The sequence below is a fragment of the Paraburkholderia suaedae genome (assembly GCF_040812055.1).
Taxonomy (GTDB): domain Bacteria; phylum Pseudomonadota; class Gammaproteobacteria; order Burkholderiales; family Burkholderiaceae; genus Paraburkholderia.
The window spans coordinates 1-24,667 of sequence record NZ_JBFOAH010000035.1; the positions used below are offsets into that span (position 1 = coordinate 1).

General features: G+C 65.0%; 23 protein-coding genes. 13 read left to right on the forward strand and 10 right to left on the reverse strand.

The window, feature by feature from the left end:
* Nucleotides 1–345: 345 nt before the first annotated feature.
* From ABQJ48_RS32050 to ABQJ48_RS32075, 6 genes are all read left to right on the forward strand, one after another.
* Complete coding sequence (locus ABQJ48_RS32050) at nt 346–891, forward strand: NUDIX hydrolase (protein WP_367841955.1); 546 nt, start codon at nt 346–348, stop codon at nt 889–891.
* Between the two features lie 9 nt (nt 892–900).
* Nucleotides 901–1,638 carry a leucyl/phenylalanyl-tRNA--protein transferase gene (gene aat, locus ABQJ48_RS32055; RefSeq protein ID WP_367841956.1) on the forward strand — a complete coding sequence of 246 codons (738 nt, stop codon included), beginning with the start codon at nt 901–903 and terminating at the stop codon, nt 1,636–1,638.
* A 104-nt stretch (nt 1,639–1,742) separates the two neighbouring features.
* Nucleotides 1,743–2,564 (forward strand): arginyltransferase, encoded by an 822-nt coding sequence (locus ABQJ48_RS32060; RefSeq protein ID WP_367841957.1) that lies wholly within the window; start codon nt 1,743–1,745, stop codon nt 2,562–2,564.
* Between the two features lie 250 nt (nt 2,565–2,814).
* The gene (locus ABQJ48_RS32065; RefSeq protein WP_367841958.1) at nt 2,815–3,837 is read left to right on the forward strand and encodes a quinone-dependent dihydroorotate dehydrogenase; all 1,023 of its coding nucleotides are present in this window, start codon (nt 2,815–2,817) and stop codon (nt 3,835–3,837) included.
* Nucleotides 3,838–4,033: 196 nt separating this feature from the next.
* Nucleotides 4,034–4,828, forward strand: coding sequence for a cystine ABC transporter substrate-binding protein (locus ABQJ48_RS32070; RefSeq protein ID WP_367841959.1), 795 nt, complete (start codon nt 4,034–4,036; stop codon nt 4,826–4,828).
* 203 nt (nt 4,829–5,031) lie between these two features.
* Entirely contained in the window at nt 5,032–5,691 is a 660-nt protein-coding gene (locus tag ABQJ48_RS32075; protein ID WP_367841960.1) for an amino acid ABC transporter permease, read from the forward strand.
* Between the two features lie 43 nt (nt 5,692–5,734).
* Here the strand turns inward: ABQJ48_RS32075 and lepB are convergent, their stop codons facing one another.
* The 5 genes from lepB to ABQJ48_RS32100 form a co-directional block, all read right to left on the reverse strand.
* Nucleotides 5,735–6,433 carry a signal peptidase I gene (gene lepB / locus ABQJ48_RS32080; RefSeq protein WP_367841961.1) on the reverse strand — a complete coding sequence of 233 codons (699 nt, stop codon included), beginning with the start codon at nt 6,431–6,433 and terminating at the stop codon, nt 5,735–5,737.
* 127 nt (nt 6,434–6,560) lie between these two features.
* Nucleotides 6,561–7,559: a Gfo/Idh/MocA family protein gene (locus ABQJ48_RS32085; protein ID WP_367841962.1), complete on the reverse strand. Its 999-nt coding sequence runs from the start codon at nt 7,557–7,559 to the stop codon at nt 6,561–6,563.
* 137 nt (nt 7,560–7,696) lie between these two features.
* The gene (locus tag ABQJ48_RS32090; protein WP_367841963.1) at nt 7,697–8,416 is read right to left on the reverse strand and encodes a FadR/GntR family transcriptional regulator; all 720 of its coding nucleotides are present in this window, start codon (nt 8,414–8,416) and stop codon (nt 7,697–7,699) included.
* A gap of 487 nt (nt 8,417–8,903) precedes the next feature.
* Complete coding sequence (locus ABQJ48_RS32095; RefSeq protein WP_367841964.1) at nt 8,904–9,956, reverse strand: sugar phosphate nucleotidyltransferase; 1,053 nt, start codon at nt 9,954–9,956, stop codon at nt 8,904–8,906.
* 162 nt (nt 9,957–10,118) lie between these two features.
* Nucleotides 10,119–10,646, reverse strand: a complete 528-nt coding sequence (locus tag ABQJ48_RS32100; RefSeq protein ID WP_367841965.1) for a GNAT family N-acetyltransferase — start codon at nt 10,644–10,646, stop codon at nt 10,119–10,121.
* A gap of 352 nt (nt 10,647–10,998) precedes the next feature.
* On the opposite strand from ABQJ48_RS32100, the gene ABQJ48_RS32105 reads away from it, so the two are divergent.
* From ABQJ48_RS32105 to ABQJ48_RS32135, 7 genes are all read left to right on the forward strand, one after another.
* Nucleotides 10,999–11,247 carry an acyl carrier protein gene (locus ABQJ48_RS32105; RefSeq protein WP_367841966.1) on the forward strand — a complete coding sequence of 83 codons (249 nt, stop codon included), beginning with the start codon at nt 10,999–11,001 and terminating at the stop codon, nt 11,245–11,247.
* Entirely contained in the window at nt 11,244–12,521 is a 1,278-nt protein-coding gene (locus ABQJ48_RS32110) for an acyl-CoA dehydrogenase family protein (RefSeq protein WP_367841967.1), read from the forward strand. The genes ABQJ48_RS32105 and ABQJ48_RS32110 overlap by 4 nt, the downstream gene beginning before the upstream one ends.
* A complete protein-coding gene (locus ABQJ48_RS32115) occupies nt 12,522–13,574 on the forward strand; it encodes an amino acid--[acyl-carrier-protein] ligase (protein ID WP_367841968.1) in 1,053 nt (350 codons plus the stop codon). It begins immediately after the preceding gene.
* Nucleotides 13,571–14,617 (forward strand): DUF1839 family protein, encoded by a 1,047-nt coding sequence (locus ABQJ48_RS32120; RefSeq protein WP_367841969.1) that lies wholly within the window; start codon nt 13,571–13,573, stop codon nt 14,615–14,617. Before ABQJ48_RS32115 ends, ABQJ48_RS32120 begins: the two co-directional genes overlap by 4 nt.
* A 39-nt stretch (nt 14,618–14,656) precedes the next feature.
* Nucleotides 14,657–17,329, forward strand: coding sequence for a glycosyl hydrolase 2 galactose-binding domain-containing protein (locus tag ABQJ48_RS32125; protein WP_367841970.1), 2,673 nt, complete (start codon nt 14,657–14,659; stop codon nt 17,327–17,329).
* 626 nt (nt 17,330–17,955) lie between these two features.
* Complete coding sequence (locus ABQJ48_RS32130) at nt 17,956–18,690, forward strand: Crp/Fnr family transcriptional regulator (protein ID WP_007182187.1); 735 nt, start codon at nt 17,956–17,958, stop codon at nt 18,688–18,690.
* A gap of 36 nt (nt 18,691–18,726) precedes the next feature.
* Nucleotides 18,727–20,112, forward strand: coding sequence for an undecaprenyl-phosphate glucose phosphotransferase (locus ABQJ48_RS32135; protein ID WP_367841971.1), 1,386 nt, complete (start codon nt 18,727–18,729; stop codon nt 20,110–20,112).
* 289 nt (nt 20,113–20,401) lie between these two features.
* Here ABQJ48_RS32135 and ABQJ48_RS32140 read toward each other — a convergent pair whose 3' ends face one another.
* The 5 genes from ABQJ48_RS32140 to rlmB all read right to left on the reverse strand — a co-directional run bounded on the left by ABQJ48_RS32140 (nt 20,402) and on the right by rlmB (nt 24,609).
* Nucleotides 20,402–20,824, reverse strand: a complete 423-nt coding sequence (locus tag ABQJ48_RS32140) for a helix-turn-helix domain-containing protein (RefSeq protein ID WP_367841972.1) — start codon at nt 20,822–20,824, stop codon at nt 20,402–20,404.
* On the reverse strand, nt 20,821–20,943 hold the full coding sequence (locus ABQJ48_RS32145; protein ID WP_367841973.1) for a type II toxin-antitoxin system HigB family toxin: 123 nt from the start codon (nt 20,941–20,943) through the stop codon (nt 20,821–20,823). The genes ABQJ48_RS32140 and ABQJ48_RS32145 overlap by 4 nt, the downstream gene beginning before the upstream one ends.
* Nucleotides 20,944–21,336: 393 nt before the next feature.
* Nucleotides 21,337–22,581, reverse strand: coding sequence for a glycosyltransferase (locus ABQJ48_RS32150; protein WP_367841974.1), 1,245 nt, complete (start codon nt 22,579–22,581; stop codon nt 21,337–21,339).
* 511 nt (nt 22,582–23,092) lie between these two features.
* Nucleotides 23,093–23,788, reverse strand: coding sequence for a ribose-5-phosphate isomerase RpiA (gene rpiA, locus ABQJ48_RS32155; RefSeq protein WP_367841975.1), 696 nt, complete (start codon nt 23,786–23,788; stop codon nt 23,093–23,095).
* Between the two features lie 77 nt (nt 23,789–23,865).
* Entirely contained in the window at nt 23,866–24,609 is a 744-nt protein-coding gene (gene rlmB / locus ABQJ48_RS32160) for a 23S rRNA (guanosine(2251)-2'-O)-methyltransferase RlmB (protein WP_121319478.1), read from the reverse strand.
* Nucleotides 24,610–24,667: the final 58 nt, after the last annotated feature.

Sequence of the window (24,667 nt, forward strand, 5' to 3'; positions counted from 1 at the left end):
CTACTTCCAGCTTGAAGCTGGCGTCAAATTGCCGGCGCCTTCTTGTTGTCATCTTGCTCTTTTTCCTCGTCGATTCAGGGATTGTCCTCCTATCGACCTGTCCGAGGAAATTAGACCACTACACTCGGCGGCAAACCGTTATTGCGTTATCGGAAACGTATTCCGCTCTATCGCATGGCACAGCGGCGAGCGCGGTCTATCGCGGCAGTCACCGGTTGAGCGGGTGGCAGCCGCATTGCCGGCGCGTCCATTGCCGCCGGCATGATGTACCCATTCCCCCCAACCCCCGCATCTCCCCGCCCGCCCCGGTGATAAACTCCCATCACCCCTTCTCGTCCCCATCCTATGAAATTCTGTTCTGTCTGCGGTCAAGGCGTCAGTCTGAGCATTCCGCCGGGCGACAACCGCGAGCGCTTCGTATGCGTTAGCTGCGGCACGGTGCACTATCAGAATCCGCGCAACGTCGTCGGCACCGTCCCGGTATGGGACGACAAGGTGCTGCTGTGCCGTCGCGCGATCGAGCCGCGCTACGGCTACTGGACGCTGCCCGCAGGGTTCATGGAAATGGGTGAGACGACGGCCGAGGCCGCGTCGCGCGAAACGCTGGAAGAAGCCGGCGCGCGCGTCGAGGTGCAAAATCTCTTCTCGCTGCTGAACGTGCCGCACGTGCATCAGGTGCATATCTTCTATATGGCGCGGTTGCTCGATCTCGACATCGCCGCCGGCGAGGAAAGTCTCGAAGTCAAGCTCTTCGAGGAACACGAGATTCCGTGGGACGAGATCGCCTTTCCCACCGTCGGCCAGACGCTGCGTTTCTATTTCGCCGACCGCGCCACCGGCAGCTTCGGCCTGCACACGGGCGACATCTTCCGCTCGCTGCGCGAAGGCTGAGCGGCCCGCATGGTTCCCTGGCTCGGACCCGACGATCCGTTTCCGCCCGTCGAACGCGCGCTCGGCGCGGCCAGCGGCGCGCCCGGCCTGCTCGCGGCGAGCGGCGACCTGCTGCCGTCACGGCTGATCGACGCCTACCGGCGCGGCATCTTTCCGTGGTATTCGGAGGGTCAGCCGGTCTTGTGGTGGAGCCCCGACCCGCGCATGATCCTGCGCCCCGCGGAATTCAAACTATCGCCGTCGCTGCGCAAGACGCTCAAGCGCGTGCTGCGCGACGACGCCTGGGAAATCCGCGTCGACCATGACTTCGCCGGCGTGATGCGCGCGTGCGCGCAAGCGCCGCGACGCGGACAGCGCGGCACATGGATCACCGCGGACGTCGTCGAGGCGTATTCATCGCTGCATCGGCTGGGCGATGCGCACAGCGTCGAGAGCTGGTACGAGGGCAAGCGCGTCGGCGGCTTGTACGGTGTGTCGTTCGGCACGATGTTCTTCGGCGAATCGATGTTCGCGCACGCCACCGACGCGTCGAAAATCGCACTGGCGGCGCTGGTCGGCCACTTGCGCCGCCACAAAATAGAAATGATAGACTGCCAGCAGAACACGTCGCATCTGGCGTCGCTGGGCGGTCGCGAGATAGCGCGCAAGGCGTTCATCGCGCATGTTCGCGCGTCGGTCGACGCACCGTCCATTCCCTGGGGCTTCGACAAGACCGCGTTGCTCGAGGTGCTCGCGCGGGCGGCGTAACAGGAATCAGGCCGAATCCGGGCCCGCCGCCCACGGGGCCGCGGGTCGCGAGCCGCAAGGCATGCCGGGTTCGCATTACCAGAGACGCTTCGAGAGCTGCCAACGTGACTCATCCCAACGAGCTGCCTCTTTCTCCGCTTTCAGCGCTGCAATTTTATGCAACGGCGCCCTATCCCTGCAGTTACCTGGATGGCCGCATCGCGCGCTCGCAGGTCGCCACGCCCAGTCACCTGATCAATTCGGACGTCTACACCGACCTCGTGAAGGCCGGCTTCCGGCGCTCCGGGGTGTTCACCTATCGGCCGTATTGCGACGGCTGCCGCGCGTGCGTACCGGTGCGCGTGCCGGTCGAGCGCTTCGAGCCGAACCGCACGCAACGGCGCGTGTGGAAGAAACACGGCGAACTGATCGCCACGGTCGCGCCGCTCCATTACGACGAAGAGCATTACGCGCTCTACATGCGTTATCAATCGGCGCGGCATGCGGGCGGCGGCATGGACCGCGACAGCCGCGACCAGTACGAACAGTTCCTGCTGCAGAGCCGGATTAACTCACGCCTCGTCGAATTCCGCGAGCCATTGCGGGATCGGCCTGATCTGCCCGGCATGCTGCGCATGATCAGCATGATCGACATCCTCGGCGACGGGCTGTCGTCCGTCTACACCTTCTTCGAGCCCGCGCTCGCGCACACCAGTTTCGGTACCTACAACATCTACTGGCAGATCGAACAGGCGCGCAGCCTGAAGCTGCCGTACGTGTATCTCGGCTACTGGATCCGCGAGAGTCCGAAAATGGCGTACAAAGCGAATTTCCGTCCGCTCGAAGGGTTGATCGACGGTGCTTGGCACTTGCTCGATCCCGCCAGCGTCGACCCGCCGTCGGCCGATCTGGCGATTCACGGCAGGCGCGGGCCGCTTAGGCCGTAAGCGCAGCGGCTCATGGCATAGGCACTTGGCACCCGGCACACCCCGGCACCGGGCACCGGGCACATGGCACCGGGCACATGACACAGCAGCGCAACAATCACACCAGCACACCTTCGCACCCACGCACCCACGCGCAGTCCCGCATCCCGCCCCCGGCGCAGCCGTTCCCGGATCCGTGGATCAATCTCATTAACGCGGCAAAGCCGGTAAAATAGCGGGTTCCCATTTTTCGGCCGTCCGGCCTCCTCCCGTGTTCAGTTCCCTCTACCCGCTCGTACGCGCCCAACTCTTTCGCATGGACGCGGAAGACGCTCATCATCTGACCTTGCGGATGCTCGGCGCAGCCGGCCGCACCGGCCTCGCCGGCATGCTCGCGCCGCACGTGCCGCAGGCGCCGCGCACCGTGATGGGGCTGACATTCCGCAACCCGGTCGGGCTCGCGGCGGGACTCGACAAGGACGGCGCCTGCATCGACGGGCTGGCCGCGCTCGGCTTCGGCTTCATCGAAGTCGGTACCGTGACGCCGCGCGCGCAGCCGGGCAACCCGCGCCCGCGCATGTTCCGTCTGCCGCAGGCGAACGCGGTGATCAACCGGATGGGCTTTAACAACGCGGGTGTCGACCAGTTCGTGAAGAACGTGCAGGCGGCCCGCTATCGCGGCATTCTCGGGCTGAACATCGGCAAAAACGCCGACACGCCGATCGAGCGCGCCGCCGAAGACTATCTGTACTGCCTCGAACGCGTGTACCCGTTCGCGAGCTACGTGACGGTGAACATCTCCTCGCCGAATACGAAGAATCTGCGCCAGCTGCAAGGCGCCGGGGAGCTCGACGCGCTGCTCGCGGCGCTCAAGGACAAGCAGCAGCGTCTGGCGGACCTGCATGGCAAGCTCGTGCCGCTCGCGCTGAAAATCGCGCCGGATCTCGACGACGAACAGATCGGGTCGATCGCCGGCACGCTGTTGCGCCATCGGTTCGAAGGGGTGATCGCCACTAACACCACGCTTTCGCGCACCGCGGTCGCCGGCCTGCAGCACGGCGACGAAGCCGGCGGCCTGTCGGGCCAACCCGTGTTCGACGCGTCGAACGAGGTGATCCGCAAGCTGCGCGCCGAAGTCGGCGAAACGGTGCCGATCATCGGCGTCGGTGGCATTTTCTCGGGCGACGATGCGCGTGCGAAGCTGGCAGCCGGCGCCTCGCTGGTGCAGCTTTATACTGGCTTTATCTACCGTGGACCGGCGCTGGTGGCAGAATGCGCGCAGGCGCTCCGATAAGCCGCGCGCCCACTGGCACCCGAAGCGCCAGCAGCGCTCGCCGCGGGCGGCCGAGCCCGGCGCCCCCTCGGCCCGATCCACGGCGCCTGTCGCGCGGCGCGGATAATATAGACATAAACAAACGGTATTTAGCTTCGATAGCTTGCTTTGCTAAGCTCTCGTCCGTCAAAACTTCAGACGAATAACAAGGAACACGATGAAATTCGGCTTGCTCAAAAAGCTCCTCGTCGCCGGTCTGATCGGCGCGTCGTTCACCGCCGTCGCCGCGCACGCGGAAGACCTGCTCGATCAGGTCAAGCAACGCGGCACGCTGCGCATCGGCCTGGAAGGCACCTTCCCGCCGTTCGATTCCAAATCGCCGTCGGGCGAACTGGTCGGCTATGACGTCGACATCGCCAAGGCGGTCGCGGCCAAACTCGGCGTGAAGCCCGAGTTCATCACGACCGAGTGGAGCGGCATCATCGCCGGCCTGCAGGCGGGCAAGTTCGACGTGATCGTCAACCAGGTCGGCATCACCGACGCGCGCAAGAAGGTGCTCGACTTCTCGCCGCCCTACACGTATTCGGCCGCGCAGTTGATCCAGCGCAAGGACGACTCCCGCCAGTTCGAGTCGCTGGAGGATCTGAAGGGCAAGAAGCTCGGCGTCGGACTGGGCACGAACTACATGGACATGGCGAAGTCCGTGCCTGGCATCGACGTGAAGACGTATCCAGGCGCGCCCGAATATCTGCGCGATCTCGCCGCCGGGCGCCTCGACGCCGCGCTCAACGACCGCCTGATGCTCGCTTACCTGCTGAAAAACTCGCAGTTGCCACTGCGCACCGGCGCGACGGTCGGCCCGGGTAACCCGTCGGGCATTCCGTTCAGGAAGGGCAATCCGAAGTTCGCCAAGGCGATCGACGACGCGATGACCCAGCTCGAAGCGGACGGCACGTTCACGAAGATCTCGGAAAAGTGGTTCGGCATCGACGTCAGCAAGCCGATCAAGTGAGACTTGCGGGATGACACGAAGGGCGGCATCGTCGGCGATGCCGCCCTTCGCGTTTGTTCGGAGTCGCGAGGGCGTCGCCGGTTGCACCGCGCCCGCTGCCCGACGATTCCCAGCGCGCGCGGTCACTTCCCCGCATGCAGTCGCGCCGAAGCGCCCGCCAAAGTTTATGATGTGCGCTTTGCGCGCCAACCAGACCACTCCACATGTCCATCACTTCGCTGCTCGTCCAATCGCTTCCTGTGCTGGTACAGGGTGCCGTCCTGACGGTCAAGTTCGCGGTTCTGTCGATGTTCTTCGGCCTGATCGGCGGCGCGGTGCTCGCGTTGATGGGCATCAGTCACAGCCGTGCGCTGAACTGGATCGCGCGCTTTTACGTGAGCGTGATGCGCGGCACGCCGCTGCTGGTGCAGATCTTCGTGATCTACTACGGCCTGCCGAGTTTCGGCATCTCGCTCGATCCCACGCCGGCCGGCGTGATCGCGTTATCGGCGAACGTGGCGGCTTATCTGTCGGAGAGCATGCGCGGCGCGATTCTCGGCATCCCTTCGGGGCAGTGGCTGGCCGCCTATAGCCTCGGCCTTTCGCGCCGCCAGACACTGCGCTACGTGGTCGCCCCGCAGGCGTTGCGCATCGCCGTGCCAAGCCTGTCGAATAGCCTGATCAGCCTGATCAAGGACACCTCGCTGGTGTCGGTGATCACGGTGACCGAGCTGCTGCGCAGCGCGCAGGAAATCATCGCGTCGACCTATCAGCCGCTGCCGCTCTATCTGGCCGCCGCTGCGGTGTACTGGGTGTTGTGCCAGGTGCTGGAATGGGCGCAGCGCTGGTATGAACGGCGCCTCGCGCTGCCCACGCGTCATTGAGCATGACCGATTGGGCAGCCGCTGACCGCCCTGCCGCCCCGCGCTAACGGCCGGCGAGCGATGCCGCGGCATCCAGCGGCGCGCCGAAGCGCTCGAAGCGCGGCTGGTAGAAATGCTCGGGATCGAGCGAGTACGCGACGCGCCGCGTGCGACCCATCAGCTCCTCGCGTGGAAAGAAGCCGAAGTAGCGCGAATCGGCACTGTCGTCGCGATTGTCGCCGAGCATCAGATACTCGCCTCGCGGCACGATGACCGGACCGAAAGAATCGCGCGGACTGGGCGCGTCCGGCGCGAGCCGCACCGAATGCGCGACACCGTCGAAACGCTCGGTCAGGTAATCGCCGCGTGACAGCGCGTCGCCCGGCAGCGGCGCGCGATTCTGCGGCTGATAAGCGGCGCGCACGCCGTTCACGTACAGCACGTTCTCGCGCATTGCGACGCTGTCGCCGGGCAAGCCGATCAGGCGCTTGACGATCAGCTCGTGCGCGGCCGACGAGTCGATCGTGACGATGTCGCCGCGCTTCGGATCATGCAGATGCGCAATCGCGATATGCGTGAACGGCACGCGCAGATCGTAGGCCATCTTGTCGACGAAGATCCGGTCGCCCTCGCGGATGGTCGGCAGCATCGATCCGCTCGGCACGACGTTCCAGTCGGCCACGGCGCTGCGAAAAAGCACCATCAGGAACAGAAAGGCGACGAGGCTCTTGTTCTCGCGCCACAGTTTTTTGAGCATGCGCATGACGTGCGGCTCCAGTGAAAAGGTACATGAACGGTGCCCCGCAACCGCGTTTTTCACCTTCGCAGTCGCGTTCGCGGGCCCGCGCAGATCGTATCACCGTGGCTCGCCGGTCTGCGTTTTCGCGTTGTTACTCGCCCGCGAATTTCAATCCCAACGCCGCACGCGCCGCGTCGGCCATCGCGATCATCTGCAACGACTTGCTGTGCGGCATCAGCGGGCTCTCCAGTCGCCCCGCGCGGATCAGCTCGCAAAAGTGCGCGGTCTCATAGTTCAGCCCGCCGCCAGTGAACGGTTCGTCGAGGTCGACCACGCGCCCATCGGCGTAGCGGATCGTGGCGCGCGACGGATTCCACCAGGGTTCGTGAATCGTCACGTGCCCGCCTTTGGCCATCAGCAATGCATCGCCTTTGCCATGCAGATCGAGCCCGCAGAAAAGCTGCGCAATACCGCGCTCGTGCTGGCTGTTCAGGCTGGCAAACGTATCGACGCCGGTCACGCCGAGCCGTCCCAGCGTCTGCACTTCACGCGGCGCGCCGAGCCAGTCCACGGCGAGGAATATCTCGTAGATGCCGATATCGAGCAGCGCGCCGCCCGCGTGTTCGAACGATAACGACGGATGATCATCCGGCACGCCCGGCACCGAACAGCCCGCCCGCACGAGACCCACGTCGCCGATCGGGTCGGCCGCGAGATGCTCGCGCAATTTTTTGTAAAGCGGATAGAACGGCGGCTTCATCGCTTCCATGAAGAGCCGTTGCGCGGCGCGCGCCGCGTCGAGCACGCGTTCGAGTTGCGGGCGGTTGATGGTGGCGGGCTTTTCGCACAGCACATGCAAGCCGGCTTGCAGCGCGGCGAGCGCATAATCGGCATGACTGTCCTGGACGGTGGCGATGTAGAGCGCGTCGATACCGTGCCTGAGCAGCGCATCGAAACTCGCGCAAGCCTCGCCGCCGAATTCCCCGGCGAAGGCCTGCGCCGGTTCGGCGCGGCGCGACCAGAGCGCGGCGAGTCGCGCCTGCGGCACGTGCGCGAGGCCTTGGGCAAAGCGACGGGCGATCCGCCCGGCGCCGACGATCCCCCAGCGAACCACGTCGCCCTGAGGCTTTTGCTGCGTCGCGATTGTCATCGTTTCCTCGAGTCCTGCATTAGACGAGGCGCTATTGTCGCGCATGCCGAACGTGGACGCGAATCCCGGCTTGCGCCTTGCTTCGGGCGCTGTCTTTCGAGGCAACGATGATTGGCAGGCCGCCTGCGCGGCTGCGTTCAGACGTGCGTGGGCGGCTCAGCCGAAAATTTGCCGCCGACTTCTTCGGCAGAGTAGGCGATCATCGCCAGCGCGGCCATTTCCGCTTCTTTGGGCTCGCGCCGTTCGATCGCTTCGAGCACCCGCTGATGCGAACTCACCGCCGTTTCCCACAAACCATTCTTGTCGGCGACGAGCGGGTTGACGGTCGACAGCGCGCCGCGCACGATCGCGGCCATCTGCTTGAAAAACTGATTGCCGCTCGCCACCACGATGCGGGTGTGGAACAACTCGTCGGCTTCCTGATAGCCCGGCTCGCCCGGACGGATCGCGCGAAACGCGTCGAACGCGTCGCGGATCGCGGCGATGTCGGCGCCGCTGCCGCGCGCGGCCGCCTGGGCGGATGCGTGCGGCTCGATCAGCATGCGAAATTCGATCACGTCGCGCAGAAACACGGGGTCCGGCTTCGCACGAAAACGCCAGTTCACGACGTCCTCGTCGATCATGCGCCAGTCGCTCATCGGCCGAATGCGCGTGCCGATCTTCGGCCGCACGTCCAGCATGTCGCGCGCGAGCAGCATCGACAGCGCCTCGCGCATCACGGTGCGGCTGACGTTGAACTCTTTGGACAGCACGTCCTGCGGCGGCAATATCGCGCCGTACTTTTCTTCGACGATGCCGGTGACAAGCCCATCCATCACTTTGCTCACCAGCGATCGCTCTTTGTTTGCCTGTGCCATGACACTCCCCGAAGCGGTGTTTCCCCCGCGCAGCCTGTTGATCGAGTGGCCCTTCGTGTCGTTTTGTCGTGCGGCAACTGTGCTATCACGATACGTTGCTAGCTTCAAAACGGTTGCGCCAGTTGGGACACTTCCTGACAGGGTTATCCCTCTGAAGATTTGTTTCTTCGATGTAACGCCGGCGCTTTAAAGGGCCATATGTTTGCGCGTCAAGCGTGCCTGCGTTGCGAAGGTTGCATAGTGCGAATACGCACGTAGCGCGATGAAATTGTCTGATTTGCACGCACCTGCCGTTGCACCGGCGCAAAGCGCGAGCAGTCGGGGTGCATGTCGGAGTGGTGAACGCGCGCGCCGTATGTCGCGGTATATGGCCGTATATGCCGCAGCGTGGCTCTCGCGCCCGCGCCGGGAGCACCGCACCGTGCGCCACGGCTGTCTTGCCGCTCGACGATAAGGTTGCATCTGCAACGACGGCGCTCGCCGGGCTTCACGAAGATGCGGGCGCGATCACACCGGCGCCCTCGAACGCCACACCGAGGTCCGCGAGGTTAAGGGCGCCATGCCTGATGAACGGGCCCCACCCCGCGTTGCGCTCGCTCGCGTCCGACCAGCCCGCGAGCAGCGGCACCGTCACGCCGGCCACACGTGCGTCGGTCGCAATGCGCTCCATTAGCGCATCGTCGATCGAATCGGACGGACACGAGGCGAATGCATCGCGCGCGAGGCGCAGCGCGCCGTCGCTGTCCTGCGGGGCATCCCTGAATGCGTCGGCGCACGCAGCGGCGATGACCGGACGGCACAGCGCGATCGTCGACAGCCACACCGACGCGCGCACGACGAAGATGCCGCTGTTCCACCAGTACTGACCGCAAGCGACATAACGTTCGGCGAGCTCCGCATCGGGCTTGTCGACGAAGCGGACGATCGCGCGCGCGCCCCGCGTGCCGAGCGCCGTGCCCGTGCGCAGGTAGCCATATGCGGTTGCCGCGCGCGCCGGCGGCACGCCGAAAGCGACGATTGCGCCGTGCGCCGCGTGCGTGAACGCCTCGGCGAGCGCGATGCCGAACGCCGCGTGATCGGCGATCAGATGCTCGGCCGGCAGCGCCACGATGATCGGATCGTCGCCGCAAGCGGCCGCCGCGCGCGCGGCGAGTGCGGCCACGGTGAGTGCAGGCGCGCTGTTGCGCGAATTCGGTTGGACCACTAGGCGCGGCACGTGTCGCTCAAACGCTTGCGACCGCAGCGCTTCGCAGCAGACCACCAGCGGCGCCGCTGTCGCGAGCGGATGAGTTGGCGACATGTTGTGCGCGGCCACGACGAATGCGTCATCGAGGCGATCCAGCGTCGCTTCGAGCAGCGACTCTTCGCTCGTCAGGCCGGTCGGTTGTCGCGAACCGCGCTCGCACGCTGACGGCCAGCGCCGCGTGCCCGCGCTACCCGCGAGAAGCGCCGGCTGCACGGACACACGCACAACCGCCTGCGGAAGACTCGCGCTCGAGCTCGGATCGAGCGAATTGCCTGGTTCTACGATGCGATTCATGAGCGCTTCTCGTGGGTGTGCGGTCCGATTTGATCAGTCATCCTAATCATTGATGTGAGCGATGCCATGCCGGCGGTTGCGCACACGCACTTCGCCCCATCTGCCCGCGCAAGCGCCGCAGCGCTGCGGCGCATGACACCGGGGCGATGCTCGCGCGCGCCGTTATAGCAGCTCGAACGTGTCGACCACGGTCGTGCGCGCACGCTGGCGCGAGCCGAAGCGCGGCTCACTCGCGCGGAGCTGGCGCGTGAAGCCGATGAACGGCACACCGTGTTCGAGAAACGGCCCTTCCGTCTTGCGAAAGCCGAACTGCTCATAGAAGCCGCGCAAGCCGACCGGCGCGCTCACGCGCACGGCGCGCCCCGGCCAGCGTTGCGCGATCGCTTCCAGCACGCGTTCGATCAGCATCTCGGCCGTGCCGTCGCCGCGCCGCATCGGACTCGTGAGCACCTTGTCGATGGTGATCTCCGGATCTTCCGCGTCGCCCGGTTGCACGCGCGCATAAGCGAGAATCGGCATAGGCCGCGCCATGTCGTCCGCCGCAAACACATGCAGCGCGTTTTCATCACGGCCATCGGCGTCGAGGCAGACGTGTGACTGTTCGACCACGAATACCGCGCTGCGCGCCCGCAAGATCACATAGAGCTCGCGTGCCGAGAGCTGATCGAATTCCAGCGTTTTCCAGTTCATCCGGTTCCTCAGCGATCAGTGGTTCAACAGAGGCCGGCATTGCATGCCGCCCTCGACGGCCCGCTCGGCACGCGGCGCATCTGTCATGGCTACACGGTACATCCGCGAAACGGCAGTTTCCGTGCGCCATCGCACCGACGCTGGAGGTTGACGATTCTTAAATAGCCCTACCGGTGAACGGCGTCGCAGCGACGCTCTGCACATGGCAGACGATAGCCGTAGGCGTGACGCAGTCACATGCGTCGACAGCGCAGCGATGCGGACCGGGGCGATAACGACAAAAAAACCGCACCTGTAGCGGGTTTTCGTCAAGACCTTTCGAAGACTGATGGATCACAAGGGGCACCACAAAATGAAGAACGAATTGCGCCGCATCCTTTCCGAATCCGCCCGCCTCGATGTTTCCCCCGATAGCCTCGCGGACAACGCCGATCTCTACGCCGCGGGTCTGTCGTCGCTTGCGACGGTGCATGTGATGCTGGCCATCGAAGAAGCGTTCGACATCGAGATTCCCGACCGTCTTCTGACGCGGCGCCTGTTCTCGAGCATCGATTCGATGGCCGCTGCGATCGTCGAATTGCAGCAGGCGAAAGCAGCATGAACGCGCCGCTCATGGACGCGTCGGCGCCGCGCAGCGAAGCGCCGGCGCACGACGGCGCGGATGCGGCCGTACAGCTGAGCGCGCTCGATGCCAAGCCGTGCTGGCGCGCCGCGGCGCATCGCTGCAGTGCGGTAGCCGCGCAATTCGCCGATGCAGTGGACCGCGACGCGCGCTTCCCGAGCGAGGCATTCGATGCGCTCAAGCGCGAACGTCTGCTGTCGGCGATGGTGCCGGCGGCATTCGGCGGCGCGGGGCTGTCGCTCGCGGAAGTCGGTGCCATTTGCGAGACGCTCGCGCAAGGCTGTGCGTCCACTGCGATGGTGTACGCGATGCATCAGATCCAGGTCGCGTGCATCGAGGCCCACGGCAGCGAGTCGGCCTGGCACCGGCATCTGCTCGGGCAGCTGGTCGAGCATCAATGGCTGCTCGCTTCGGCCACCTCGGAGGAAACCATCGGCGGCAACATGCGCACGAGCGCATGTTCGGTCGAACTCGACGGCGCGCGCTTGCGCATCGAGAAGCTGGCACCGACCATTTCGTATGGCGCGCACGCGGACGGCATCCTGATCACCGCGCGCCGCACGGCCGAGTCGGCCGCCGCGGACCAGGTGCTGGTCGTCGCGTTGCGTGACGACATCCAGCTGGAAAAGCGTGGCGGCTGGGACGCGATGGGCATGCGCGGCACTTGCAGCGAGGGCTTCCGGCTCGTCGCGACGGGACTTGCCGAGCAGATCCTCGCGACGCCGTTCGCCGAGATCGCCGACCAGACCATGCTGCCCGTCTCGCACACGCTGTGGGCTGCCGTGTGGACCGGCGTCGCCGGCGACGCGGTGAACCGCGCCAAGGCGTTCTTTCGCGCCCAGGCTCGCGGGAAGCCCGGCTCGGTGCCGCCCGCCGGGTTGCGCCTTGCCGAAGCGGTCGGTCTGCTGCAGATGATGCAGGCGCGGCTGGCGGTCGCGCTCGAAGCGACGCGCACGGCCCACCTCCCCCGCCACGGCGGCGCACAAGCGGATGCGCCGCTCGCCGCGCAGCTCGGCTTTGCGTCCGACATGAACACGCTGAAAACCAGCATCTCGACCACCGCGCTGCAGGTCGTCCACGAAGTGCTGATGATCTGCGGAATGGCAGGCTACAAGAACGGCACGCCGTACAGCGTCGGGCGTCACTTGCGCGACCTGCACTCAGCGCCGCTGATGATCAATAACGACCGCATCGCGCAAAACACAGCGAGCCTGCTGCTCGCACAGCGCCCTGCCGCCCCGGGAAGAGCCTGAATGAACAACACGACACCTACCGCTGCCGCAGCCGGTGCGGCGGCCGAGCCCTGCACGGCACCGGCCTTTCGCGACGAGTTGCTGGCCGCGGGCCTGCTGATCGACACCGGCGAAAACGGCCTGTATGGCCGCAGCCAGGTTTTCGAAGACGTAGTGGACCGTTTGAACGTGGCGATCACGCATCTGGGCGCGGACCAGCAGCCGGAAGTGCTGCGCTTCCCGCCGGCCATGCGTCGCACCGATTTCGAGGACAGCGAATACCTGAAGAGCTTTCCGACGCTGGCCGGCACCATTCATTCGTTCTGCGGCAACGACATGGGCCACCAGCGCCTGTTGCGCGCGTTGGACGATGCGCTGTGCGAGAGCGGCGACGCGCGCAGCGATGCATGGATGGCGCAGCAAAAACCCACGCGCGTGGTGCTCACGCCCGCCGCCTGCTATCCGGTCTATCCGGTCATCGCCCGACGCGGCGCGCTGCCCGCCGACGGCTGCACCATCGACGTGTTGTCGTATTGCTTCCGTCACGAACCGTCGCTCGACCCGGGCCGCATGCAGATGTTCCGGCAGCGCGAATACGTGCGCCTGGGCAACGCCGAACAGGTGATGGCATTCCGCCAGATGTGGATAGAACGCGGCTCGCTGCTGGTGACGCTGCTGCAGTTGCCACTCGACGTCGAGCTCGCCAACGATCCGTTCTTCGGGCGCGGCGGCAAGATCATTGCCGACAGCCAGCGTGCCCAGGCGCTGAAGTTCGAGCTGCTGATCCCGGTCGCGGACCCGCGCGGCAAGACGGCGTGCCTGTCGTTCAACTATCACATGGAGCATTTCGGCGCGATCTGGAAGATCGCGTGTCAGGACGGCTCGGTGGCGCACACGGGCTGTGTCGGCTTCGGCATGGAGCGCATCACGCTCGCGCTGTTGCGCCATCACGGGCTCGACGTGAACCGCTGGCCGGACGACGTGCGCGCGCTGCTCTGGGGCGACACCGAAGCACGCGTTGCACAGGGCATGCAGCAAATCCACGCGACGCAACGTACAGGAACCGGCGCATGAACCCGTCTTCGATCACCGCGGCTATCGGTACGCCTTGCGCGTTGCCGTTGGACGGTGGCCTGCCGGCTCAAGGCACGGTTTGCGCGCGTTCGCGCGAGCACGTCCCGCACGCGCTGCACCGGGGCGAGCGCGTGTGGCAGGAGACCAACTGCTACGTCGATCTGTGGATCGAACTGCTGCACGGCTTCGGGCTCGATCCGCGCGCGGCGCTCGCTTTCACCGTCACGCAGGATTTCGAGGGCGACCAGTTCACGTTCTTCAAGTTTCCGCTCGAAGATCTCGAACGGCTGTACGGCGCGCAGGTGCAGGAACTGGCTATCTACGATTCGCTCGAAGCCCGGGTGCTTGCACAGACTCTGCGGGGCCACACGGTGCTGGTCGAGGTGGACGGCTATTACCTGCCGGATACGCGCGCCACCTCGTATCGCCGCGAGCATCCGAAGACCACCATCGGCATCGACTTCATCGATCCTGACGCACGCCGCCTCGGCTACTTTCACAACACCGGCTATCACCGCCTCGACGGCGACGACTACGACGGCGTGTTCCGCAAGCTGGCGCAGTTCGCGCAGCAACCCGACCTGCTGTTTCCGTACGTGGAATTCGTCAAGCAGGCGCGGCCCGCGCTGGAGGGCACCGCGCTCGCGGATGCGTCGGCGGAACTGCTGTGCGCGCACCTGCTGCGCCGCCCGCTCGGCAATCCGGTGTCGCAATGGCGTGCCGCGTTTCCCGCGCACCTCGACATGCTGCTCGAGCGCGGCGAAGCGTTCTTCCACCCGTATTCGTTCAACCTGATGCGTCAGCTCGGCGCGAACTTCGAGCTTCTGTCGAGGTATCTGCAGTGGCTCTCGAGCCAGGGTTTCGGCATTCCGCAGTCGATCACCGATTGCGCGCAGCGTATCGCGGCGGAGTCGATGGTGATGCAGTTCCGGCTCGTGCGGGCCATCGCGCGCGGCCGACGCGACACCTGTGAAGATTGCTTCGACGTACTCGAAAGCGCTTATGAAAACACGCTGCCGCCGCTCGCCGCGCTGGTGTGCTGACACGCGTTTCGCACAGCGTCCGCTAGTCGGGAGTTCGCCGTGGATGCACTGATGCTGGAGCCGGCCGCCGACGAAGGTGGCGACGGCAGCGGCCGGCTTGCGGCTGCGACCATCGCCCGTCAGGACGTGCAGACCGCGCCGACAGACCCGCCGGACGATACGGACGTGAACGCCGCCAGCGTGGACAGCACGCCTGAATCGCTTTGGCCGCAGCGGCTCGAGATCGGCTGGCAATGTCTCAGCACGCCAGCGGGCGCCTTCGAATCGCCACTGGATTTACCGGCGCACGGCTGGCTCGAAGCGCAGGTACCGGGCACGGTGGCTGGTGCACGCCGCGCGGCGGCCCAGCTCGACATCAACGATCCGCCCCCGCTCGCGTTCGACGATCACTGGTATCGCATCACGCTGTCCGGTGTCGGCAAACGCCGCTTGCGCCTGCACGGACTCGCGACCCTATCCGAAGTGTGGCTCGACGGCGTGAGGCGACTGGAATCCGATTCGATGTTCATCGCACATGATCTGGACATCGAACTCAATGGCACGACCACGCTCGCGCTCCGCTTTCGCTCGTTGACCCCTGCATTGACGCAGAAGCGTGCGCGCGCGCGCTGGCGGCCACGGCTCGTGTCGCCGCCCACCTTGCGCAACGTGCGCACCACGCTGCTCGGCTACATGCCCGGCTGGTGCCCCTCGATCCAGGCAGTCGGCCCATGGCGCCCTGTCGAATTGCTAGGCAGCACGCCGCACGCGTTCGATACCGTCGATCTGATGAGCCGGATGGAAGGCAACGACGGCGTCGTTTCGCTGACGTTACGTTTCGTGAATCCGCACGACCCTGCCGCCTGCCGCGCAACGCTCGAATGCGGCGCGGCTATATCGTCATTGAAGTGGAGCGATGCCCACACACTCAGCGGCAGCGTGCGCGTAGCTGACCCACGACGCTGGTGGCCACACACGCACGGAACCCCCACTTTATATCCTGTCACGTTGCAATTGGATGACGGCTGTGCAACGCGTCACGCGCTCGGTCCGATCGGCTTTCGCAGCATCGAGGTGGAACGCGGCGCCGACGGCGCCGGTTTCGCGTTGCGCGTGAACGGCGTACCGGTGTTTTGCCGCGGCGCATGCTGGAGCAGTGCGGACCTCGTCACGCTCGCCGGCACCGATGCACAACTACGGCATACGTTTGCGCTGGCTCGCGACGCGGGCATGAACATGCTGCGCGTAGGCGGGACGATGGTGTACGAGTCGGACGCGTTTTACGCACTCGCCGACGAATACGGGATTCTCGTGTGGCAAGACTTCGCGCTGGCCAACTTCGACTATCCGAACGATGCCGCATTCAGAACGTCGATCGAGCGTGAAGCGAGCCAGTTTCTGATCCGCACGCGGCGCTTCGCAGCGCTCGCGGTGCTGTGCGGCGGCAGCGAAGCCGACCAGCAGGCCGCGATGTTCGGCCTGCCGCCAGCAGGGCGCGCACAAGACGTGTTCACGGCACACCTGCCGGCAATCGTCGCGCGCGAACGGCCGGACCTGCCCTATGTCGGCAACTCGCCGTCGGGCGGCCCGTGGCCGTTTTCCACCGACGAAGGCATCACCCACTACTATGGCGTGGGCGCCTATCAGCGTTCGCTCGACGACGTGCGCCGCGCAAGGGTGCGCTTCGCCGCGGAATGCCTCGCATTCGCCAACGTGCCCGACGACGCGACCTTGCGCGACGCGCTCGGCACGCGAAACCCGCACGATCCGCGCTGGAAGGCCGCCGTGCCGCGCGACCCTGGCGCGGGCTGGGATTTCGACGACGTGCGCGACCACTATCTGCACACGTGCTACGGTGTCGACGCTGCGCGGCTGCGTTACGAAGACAATGAGCGCTATCTGGATCTGTCGCGCGCCGTGGTGGCGGAACTGATGAGCGAGGTCTTCGCCGAATGGCGGCGTGCGGAGTCCCACTGCGGCGGCGCGCTCGTCTGGCAGTTGCAGGATCTGCGCTGCGGCGCGGGATGGGGCGTGATCGATGCCACAGGACGGCCCAAAAGCGCGCTACACGGGCTGTCGCAAACGTTGCAACCGGTACAGGTGGTCATCACCGACGAAGGGCTCAACGGCCTCGACGTTCATCTGATCAACGAGCGAGCGCAAACGTTTAGCGCGCAACTGGAACTGCTCTGCCTGCGCGACGGCAAGGTATGCGTTGCCAGCGCGAACTGCCCGGTCGAGCTGCAGCCGCACAGCGTGCAACGCGTCAGTGCGGCCGCATGCCTAGGCCAGTTCTTCGACTTCACGCATGCCTACCGTTTCGGCCCGCGCGCGCACGACGTCACAATTGCAACACTGCGCGATGCGGCGAGCGGCGCGATGTTGTCGGAAGCATTTCACCTGCCTGATCGGCGGGTGCACGAGCGTCGGGATCTCGGCCTCACGGTGGCCGTCGAGCACACGGCTGACGGCTGGCGCCTCGTCGTCGAAGCGCAGCGCTTTGCGCGCTTCGTCCACATCGTCGACCCGCACTATCGGGCCGCGCACGACTGGTTTCACCTCGCGCCTAACCGCCCTCGCATCGTGCCGCTCATCGCGACGGCCCCCTTCGCCTCGCCGCAAACAATGGTTGCGCGCGCAGCCAACTTCGCATGCAAAGATGATGCAACATGTGCGGCACCCTCGGGTGAAGTGCGCGCAATCAATGCGATATCCGCCACGTTCTACGGCTGAGCGTTCCGCTGAGCTAGGCGGTCCTTCGCCAGCGGCGAAAAATCTCACGCTACGCGCGTGCATATGTCTGTTTGCCGGCATCACTGTTGGTTCTCGTACGACTCCCTGCCCTCCAAAAACGCGAACCGTACGGCAGCGAACGCAGCCCATTGAACACTTCTGAATCAATTCCGGCACATCCCGGACATCGCATTACGACGAGCACTGGAAGGGCCTCGCAACCCTCAGACAACTGCAGGCGAATCGCCGAAACTAGCTGCAAACCCAATGCCATCAATGCGTGGCATCGTTTCGCCCGGGGCGGCGCAGGACACCCCTCCAGGCGAGGCGTTGTGCAGAAGTGAAACAAAAAGACTCCTCTTGCGCGACCCGTTGGCCGCCGGCGATTCGCTGCGCCGCACCCGGGCTCGCTTTGCCTGCCATTGGCACGCTCCTCGCTAATATCCCTGCGCAGCACGGCGCCGCCCCATCGAGTTTTAAAAGAATGCCGGTGACGCAAGGCCAATACGGGGCCGGTCCTGTTCATCCTGCGCTGCTCGCCGGGCAGCATGTGGTTCTCACTGGATGCAGGCACCGGATCAAAAACAGAAAGTCGCCACACCGCGGCTTTCACGCGAGGACCGATCATGTTGACACTTCAATCAGATCTGCACGGTAACCATTTGCTCGGCGCATTGCCGTCGCACGAATGGCAAGCGCTAGCTCCCCACCTCGAACTGGTTCATCTGCGCACCGAGCAGTTGCTGTGCGATTCCGGCCAACGCATTCATCACGTCTACTTCCCGACCACGGCCATCATCTCGATGCTCTCCACGATGGAAGACGGCAGCTCCGTCGAAATCGCCGCTGTGGGCCGCGAAGGCATGACCGGCGTACCGGTCCTTACCGGCGGCGAAACCATGCCGAACCGCGTGCAGGTGCAATGCGCCGGCTTCGCGTACCGGATGAGCGCCCAAGCGCTCAAGCAGCAATTCGCCCGCTCGGATTTCCTGCGCCGCCTGATGCTGCTGTATATGCACGCCCTGCTCACGCAAGTCGCGCAAACCGCGGCCTGCAATCGTCACCACGCGCTGAACAAACAACTGTGCCGCTGGCTGCTGATCGAGGTGGATCGCGTTGCGTCGAACGATCTGACGGTGACGCAGCAACTGATCGCCGACATGCTCGGCGTGCGCCGCGAAGGCATTACCGAAGCCGCCGGCAAACTGCACGACGAAGGCCTGATCCACCACAGCCGTGGGCACATCAAGGTGCTGGACCGCAAGGGCCTCGAAGCGCGCGCATGCGAATGCTACGGCCTCGTCAAGCGTGAGTTCGACCGTCTGCTGCCGCGCCTGCGCCAGGCCGAAGCCGTCGAATAAACGCTGCACCGTTCGACCTGTGAAGAAAACCGAAATATGTTCAGGAATACTGCGCGTTGTCTCGACGCACTCTTCGTGATTGCGGGAGGGCTGCTTGCTCACTGGCTGCGCTACGCCGCGCCTGTGCCGTTGTCGGACACGCAGTGTCTTCTGATCGCCTTCAACTGCGTGCTCGTGCTGCTGCTGTTTCCTGGCTTCGGCGTGTATGAGAGCTGGCGCGGCAAAGCGTTGGCTCCAGTGTTGGCGAGAATCGCCGCGGCGTGGATGGTCGTGGTCGCCGCCGGCCTGGTACTGGCGTTCACGCTGCACCGGGTGGATGCGGTGTCGCGTCTATGGTTCGGCTATTCGACGCTGACCTCGGGTGCGCTGATCGTCGCGACGCGATGCGCGATGCACGTCGTGCTGCGCAGCGTGCGAAGCCACGGGATCAACATGCGCACGGTCGCGATCGTCGGAGCGCCCGGGTTTTCGCGCACCCTGCTCGCCCACCTCGAACATGCGCCGCAAGCCGGCTTCAAACCGGTCTGCGTGTTCGACACCAGCGTCGAAGGCGCGGGCGCGTATGGCCCGCGTCTTGGCCGCCTGCCGGTGCTGACCGATCTGGACGCGTTCGCCGACAAGGTGCGCGACGAGCGCGTGAACGAAGTGTGGCTCGCGCTGCCCCTTTCCGAGGAGCATACGCTGTACCGCTTCACGCGCACCTTCAGACACGACTTCGTGAACTTGCGCTTCATTCCGGACGTGCGCAGCCTCTCCCTATTCCGGCAGGCGCCGGTGGACGTGGTCGGTTTGCCCACGCTCAACCTGAGCGCGACGCCCATCTCGCCGCCGCAGATGTGGGCGAAGCTGATGTTCGACCGCCTGTTCGCGGCGCTGGCGCTGCTCGCGCTCGCACCGGTGTTGATCGTGCTCGCAATCGGCATCAAGCTCGGTTCGCGCGGCCCGGTATTTTTTCGCCAGACGCGCAAGGGCGTCGACGGCCAGCCGTTCGCCATCTACAAGTTCCGCTCGATGAGCGTGCATCATGAAGCGCACGGTCAGATCACCCAGGCCACCCGCAACGACGCACGCGTGACGAAGCTGGGCGGCTTCATGCGCCGCACGAGCCTCGACGAGCTGCCGCAATTCCTGAATGTGCTGCTCGGACAGATGTCGGTGGTCGGGCCTCGCCCCCACGCAGTCGAGCATGACGATCTCTATAAAGACCAGGTGTATGGCTATATGCACCGCTATCGCATCAAGCCCGGCATTACCGGCTGGGCCCAGGTGAACGGCTATCGCGGAGCGACCACCAAGGTGGAGAAGATGCAGGCACGGGTCAAGTTCGACCTGTTCTACATCGACAACTGGTCGTTCTGGTTCGATATGAAAATCGTGCTCCTCACGATCTTCAAAGGCTTTGTCGGGCGCAATGCATTCTGATCGGGCGATCGGGGCGCCACGCGTGACATACCTGTTCCTTGCCGACGCCGGTTTCTTTAGCGTGTCGATCAAGCTTTGCCTCACTGCACGAATACCCGAGCCCGGGCGGCCGGTGCCGTTCGTCGCTTACTCGATCAACCCACCATTGCAACAGCGCCAGACAGAGAAGCGCCGGCTGCCGACGGCTTAGTTGCAGGCCGCCGGCACCGGCGCGGATTGAACGATCAACAGTGCGCGCAAGCTCATCGTGCCGTGCTGGGCACGGCACGATCCTGGCGCTGCCCGACTTTCACAGAAAGGCGCTGACGTCGATATGAAAGCGCGAGGCCAACGCTTTCGCGACTTTCTTGCTGATCGAGCGGCGGCCCGCAAGAATATCGCTTACCACCGTGGGCGACGCGATACCTATCAGATCTTTCTGCTTGAGCCCGTGCGTTGCGAGCAGATGCCGCAACACTTCGCGCGGCTCGGCTTTTGGAATCGCCACGCTGTGCGCTTCCCAGCGTGCGATCAGATCCGTGACGATCGCGTGCAGATCGGCAAGCGGATCCTCCCCATTACCGCTCAGATGATCGGAGAGCGTGTTGGCTACCCGCACCATCTGCTGGTAGTCCTCTTCGTTACGAATGGGTCTGATCGGCAACTGGCTACGCAGCATGGCCCACGTTTGAGCAACATCGGGAAAAGCTCCCGGAAGGCGATCGGCGTTCATGAGATTAGATTCTTCCTCGTCCAAGGGTCGTACTCCGCATGCGTCAGTAATCGACGAACGAATAACGACTGCCTGTTGCAGTGAATCGCCGCGATGAGCCAGGACCGCGTGTCGCGCACATGGAAACCCTGGATTGAAGCGGCACGTAGTCCTCGCCGGCGAACATCTGCTTCAGGTCGTTATAGCCATACGCGAGGCAAGCCAGCGCCAGCGGGCACCACGCAAATTGCCCACTGTGCACGCCCCGTTGTTTTTTAAAACCCAGCAACGCATTGTTGACGTGACCCGCCTCGTCCTTGCCCGCCCGTGCCCGCGCTTCGAACTTGCGCGCGCCACCTGCGAGGCCGAACGGAGCGAATCGACAGCGACAGCCGGCCGGACGCCTGCACCCGAACGGCTCGTTACAGCCTACTGCGATACGACGAAAAGCCTTTTGTTCGTGCATTGAGCCATTCACAAGCGCCAATGAATCGAATCCGTTCCTGCGCCGCGGCCCCGAGCAACGCGTCAGCTCAAAAGTCGGACGCACGCGGCGTGAGGGCGTCGGCGTCCCCCGCGGCTTCCGGATGCCGGTTCTCTCGCTCGCCCAATAGTTCGGGCTGCCACACGGCGCCGCTGCGTTGCCCTGCCGGCACCGGTTGACGCGTGCCCGCCGCCGCGATCGTCCGCGTGACCTCGGCCATGAACGCGCGCCGGAACACCGCTGGCGCAAAACGCTCGGCGTTCGCGCGGCAGGCCGCTGGGCTGATATGCTCGCGCAACCGTTCAAAGCGGGCGATCGCGCCCAGTATCGACGCAACCGTTTGGGCTCCGAAATAGATGCCGGTCGCGCGCGTCTCGCCGACCGGCACCACCGCTTCGAGCGCAACGCCCTTGCCGAGCGCAATGACCGGCGTGCCGCACGCTTGCGCTTCGAGCGGGACGATGCCGAAGTCTTCTTCCGCGCAGACAAAAGCCCGCGCACGTTGCAGGTAGTCTTTCAAGACCTCGAACGGCTGGTAGCCGAGAATGGTCACGTTCGGTGCGGCTTTGGCGCGAAGCGGGGCCGCCTGCGGCCCGTCGCCGATCACGATCAGCTTGCGCTGCGGCGTTGCGTTGAACGCGTCGACGATCAGATCGACGCGTTTGGCCGGCACCATGCGTGCTACCGTCAGATAGAAGTCGTCCTTATCCGAGCGGGGCTCGAAGCGATGCACCTCTACCGGCGGCGGAATCACCGCGGCTTCGCGCCCGTAGGCTTTCATCAGACGCCGCGCGCCGAAGTGCGAATTCGCGATCAGTCGGTCGACGCCGCGCGCCGACTGCGCATCCCAGTTGCGCAGGTAGTGCAGCATCGCGCGCGCCGCCCACGACCTCGGTCCGCGCGTCAAATCCGCTTCGCGCAGATATTCGTGTTGCTGATCCCACGCGCAGCGCAGCGGCGCGTGCACGTAACTCACATGCGTTTTTCCCGGTCTGACGGGCACACCTTTGGCGACCGCCGAACAGCTGGAGACGACGAGATCGTATTCGGATAAATCGAGGCGTCCGATGGCGAGCGGCATCAAGGGCAGATACGCGCGATAACGCCGCCGCGCGAACGGCAGGCTCTGAATGAACGACGTGGTGACGGGCCGACCGCCGAGCAGCTTGCGGTCCTCGAGAAAGTCGACCACGCTGAAGAGGTCCGCTTCGGGAAAGCATTCGACGATCTGCGCGAGCACCTTCTCCGCACCGCCGGGTGCGTCGAGCCAGTCGTGCACGATCGCCACTCTCATGATCTCCCTGCCTGTCGGAACGCCTCTGGGGCTCAACAACGAGTGTATGTGCCACATTCCTCGCCGTGCGTGCGCGTGCCCACATTGGACATCTGACAGTGCGCGAATAATTGCGGCTTTTCGTTCGCCCGAGGTGAGCGGCGCCCGGATGCCTGGCCTGGGTGATTGGCGTAGCGGGCGCGAGCGCGCGAGCATCGCGGATGGCGTGCGCGTGACCGCTTTGCAACGGCATGCGCACAACCGATAAAAGCAGTGAATGCGCTGTGCGCAGGTCGATCGAAGCCGGGCCGTTTGGCCGGTGATCATCAATCAGGTGAATGTGCGGGCGCCGAGCGACGCCGAGTGACGCGGGGTGACGCCGAGCGACGCCGGGTGGGTCGACGCGATCCCGCCTTGCGTGCCGGACCGCCACGCCACGCATCGACTCGACAGGTATGACACGCAGCGGCAATCGAGACGAAGCGCGCGCAAGCCCTCACGGCGACTCGCGCGCGGGTTCAACGCATGCGGCTCAATCCTTGCGGTACTCGATCGTTTCTACGCCGGAGTCCGTGCCGAGCAGACACAAATCCGCGCCACGGCCCGCGAACAGGCCGACCGTGACCACCCCGGGCCATGCGTTGACGTGCATCTCGAGCGTGCGCGGATCGCTGATACGCAAACCCTTCACGTCGATGATCTCGTTGCCATTGTCGGTGATGAACGGCGAACCCTCCTGGGTCACGCGCACCACTGGCACACCACCGAGCGCGGTGACACGGCGGCCGATCGCGGTGCGCGCCATCGGCACCACCTCGATAGGCAGCGGGAAGTTGCCGAGCGTGTCGACCAGCTTGCTCGCGTCCGCGATGCAGACGAACACGTCCGACACCGACGCGACGATCTTCTCACGCGTGAGCGCGCCACCGCCGCCCTTGATCATCGCGCCGCTGCGGTCGATCTCGTCGGCGCCGTCCACGTAGACGGGCAGCGAATCAATTTCGTTGAGGTCGAACACCTTGATGCCGTGCGACTGCAAACGCGCCGTGGTGGCGAGCGAACTCGACACCGCGCCGCGATAGCGTGCCTTGTTGGCGGCGAGCGCGTCGATGAAGCAGTTCGCGGTGGAGCCGGTGCCGACGCCGATCACTGCGCCGTCAGGCACGGTAGCACTGACGTAGTCGGCGGCGGCCTGGCCGACCAGTTGTTTGAGTTCGTCTTGAGTCATGGGAAAGGCTGGCGAGCAGTGGAAACCACTAGTTTACCGGAGTGAGACGCGCGCAGTGGCACCCCCGCGCCGGGGGATCACTTCTTCACCGCCCGCTGCCGCACCGCTTCGAACAGACACACACCGCTCGCCACCGAGACGTTCAGGCTCTCGACCGTGCCCGCCATCGGAATCTGCATGACGACATCGCAAGTGTCACGGGTGAGACGGCGCATGCCCTCGCCTTCGGCGCCCATCACGAGCGCGACCGGCCCGTCGAGCTCGGTGTCGTAGAGGCTTTTGGTCGCTTCACCCGCCGTGCCGACGACCCACACGCCAGCGTCCTTCAGTTCGCGCAGCGCCCGCGCCAGATTGGTGACCGTGATGTACGGCACGGTGTCGGCCGCGCCACTCGCCACCTTCGCTGCGGTCGCATTCAAACCGACCGCGCGATCGCGCGGCGCGATCACCGCGTGTGCGCCGGCGGCATCGGCCACGCGCAGGCAGGCGCCGAGATTGTGCGGATCGGTCACGCCGTCGAGCACCAGAATGAGTGGCGAACCGTTGATTCCGTCGAGCAGTTCCGCCAGGTTCTGCGCGAGCGGCATGTCGCCCGCGCGGGCCACCACGCCCTGGTGACGCTCGGTGTGAGCGAGACCCCATAGACGCGTTTCGTCGGCGGCGATCAGACGGACGCCGGCTTCTTTTGCAGAATGCAGGAATTCGGTCATGCGACGGTCTTTGCGCGTCGCGTCGTAATAGACATCTTCGACCGTCGACGCATCGTGGCGGATGCGCGCGGTCACTGCGTGGAAACCGTATAAAACCTTAAGACGTGCCATGACTGAACAACCTTTGATTGAGCACGCGTTCAACGCGTGCCGCTGTGATGAATACGAG

Coding starts and splice junctions, on each gene's coding strand:
- ABQJ48_RS32050 (WP_367841955.1), top strand. CDS start 346: ATGAAATTCTGTTCTGTCTGCGGTCAAGGCGTCAGTCTGAGCATTCCG.
- aat (WP_367841956.1), top strand. CDS start 901: ATGGTTCCCTGGCTCGGACCCGACGATCCGTTTCCGCCCGTCGAACGC.
- ABQJ48_RS32070 (WP_367841959.1), top strand. CDS start 4,034: ATGAAATTCGGCTTGCTCAAAAAGCTCCTCGTCGCCGGTCTGATCGGC.
- ABQJ48_RS32075 (WP_367841960.1), top strand. CDS start 5,032: ATGTCCATCACTTCGCTGCTCGTCCAATCGCTTCCTGTGCTGGTACAG.
- lepB (WP_367841961.1), bottom strand. CDS start 6,433: ATGCGCATGCTCAAAAAACTGTGGCGCGAGAACAAGAGCCTCGTCGCC.
- ABQJ48_RS32085 (WP_367841962.1), bottom strand. CDS start 7,559: ATGACAATCGCGACGCAGCAAAAGCCTCAGGGCGACGTGGTTCGCTGG.
- ABQJ48_RS32090 (WP_367841963.1), bottom strand. CDS start 8,416: ATGGCACAGGCAAACAAAGAGCGATCGCTGGTGAGCAAAGTGATGGAT.
- ABQJ48_RS32095 (WP_367841964.1), bottom strand. CDS start 9,956: ATGAATCGCATCGTAGAACCAGGCAATTCGCTCGATCCGAGCTCGAGC.
- ABQJ48_RS32100 (WP_367841965.1), bottom strand. CDS start 10,646: ATGAACTGGAAAACGCTGGAATTCGATCAGCTCTCGGCACGCGAGCTC.
- ABQJ48_RS32105 (WP_367841966.1), top strand. CDS start 10,999: ATGAAGAACGAATTGCGCCGCATCCTTTCCGAATCCGCCCGCCTCGAT.
- ABQJ48_RS32110 (WP_367841967.1), top strand. CDS start 11,244: ATGAACGCGCCGCTCATGGACGCGTCGGCGCCGCGCAGCGAAGCGCCG.
- ABQJ48_RS32115 (WP_367841968.1), top strand. CDS start 12,522: ATGAACAACACGACACCTACCGCTGCCGCAGCCGGTGCGGCGGCCGAG.
- ABQJ48_RS32120 (WP_367841969.1), top strand. CDS start 13,571: ATGAACCCGTCTTCGATCACCGCGGCTATCGGTACGCCTTGCGCGTTG.
- ABQJ48_RS32130 (WP_007182187.1), top strand. CDS start 17,956: ATGTTGACACTTCAATCAGATCTGCACGGTAACCATTTGCTCGGCGCA.
- ABQJ48_RS32135 (WP_367841971.1), top strand. CDS start 18,727: ATGTTCAGGAATACTGCGCGTTGTCTCGACGCACTCTTCGTGATTGCG.
- ABQJ48_RS32140 (WP_367841972.1), bottom strand. CDS start 20,824: ATGAACGCCGATCGCCTTCCGGGAGCTTTTCCCGATGTTGCTCAAACG.
- ABQJ48_RS32150 (WP_367841974.1), bottom strand. CDS start 22,581: ATGAGAGTGGCGATCGTGCACGACTGGCTCGACGCACCCGGCGGTGCG.
- rpiA (WP_367841975.1), bottom strand. CDS start 23,788: ATGACTCAAGACGAACTCAAACAACTGGTCGGCCAGGCCGCCGCCGAC.
- rlmB (WP_121319478.1), bottom strand. CDS start 24,609: ATGGCACGTCTTAAGGTTTTATACGGTTTCCACGCAGTGACCGCGCGC.